Source organism: Actinospica durhamensis (assembly GCF_018139695.1).
Taxonomy (GTDB): domain Bacteria; phylum Actinomycetota; class Actinomycetes; order Streptomycetales; family Catenulisporaceae; genus Actinospica; species Actinospica durhamensis.
In genome coordinates this window covers 1-439 of the sequence record NZ_JAGSOG010000763.1, presented here as the reverse complement: position 1 = coordinate 439, position 439 = coordinate 1, and the positions used below count along the sequence as shown (strand labels likewise).

The 439-nt window shown below is 65.4% G+C and carries 1 pseudogene; it reads right to left on the bottom strand.

The features are described from left to right. Nucleotides 1-439: pseudogene (locus KDL01_RS42105) on the bottom strand (enediyne biosynthesis protein); the annotation flags it as partial.

Below are 439 nucleotides of genomic sequence, written 5' to 3'. Positions count from 1 at the left end.
GGTATGGAGGTGTCGAACAGCAGACCGCGCACGATCGCCTGGAGGGCGAAGCCGCCGACCCAGGCGAGGATCAGCCACATGCGCTCGGTGAGCTTGGCGTTGAGCATCGTGCCGAGGGTGATGATGATCGCCGGCACGAGCCAGTCGAAGCCGCCGTCGAGGTACTCGGTGAAGTGGTACGGCGGGGCGATCGAGGCCCAGGGGAAGAGCACCAGGATGACGGCGATGCCGAAGTTCGACGGGTTCATGAAGTGCCGCATCCGGCCCTTGACCGGGGCGCGCAGCACCCACTTGGTGCCGACGGCGACGATGACGCCGAACACCATGACCCACATCTTGTCGTTGACGTAGGACAGCATGTTCACGGCGAGCGCGGTGATGTGGGCCGGGAAGAGGAATTCCACCAGCCCCTTGAAACCGCCGCCGGTGAAGCGTGGCG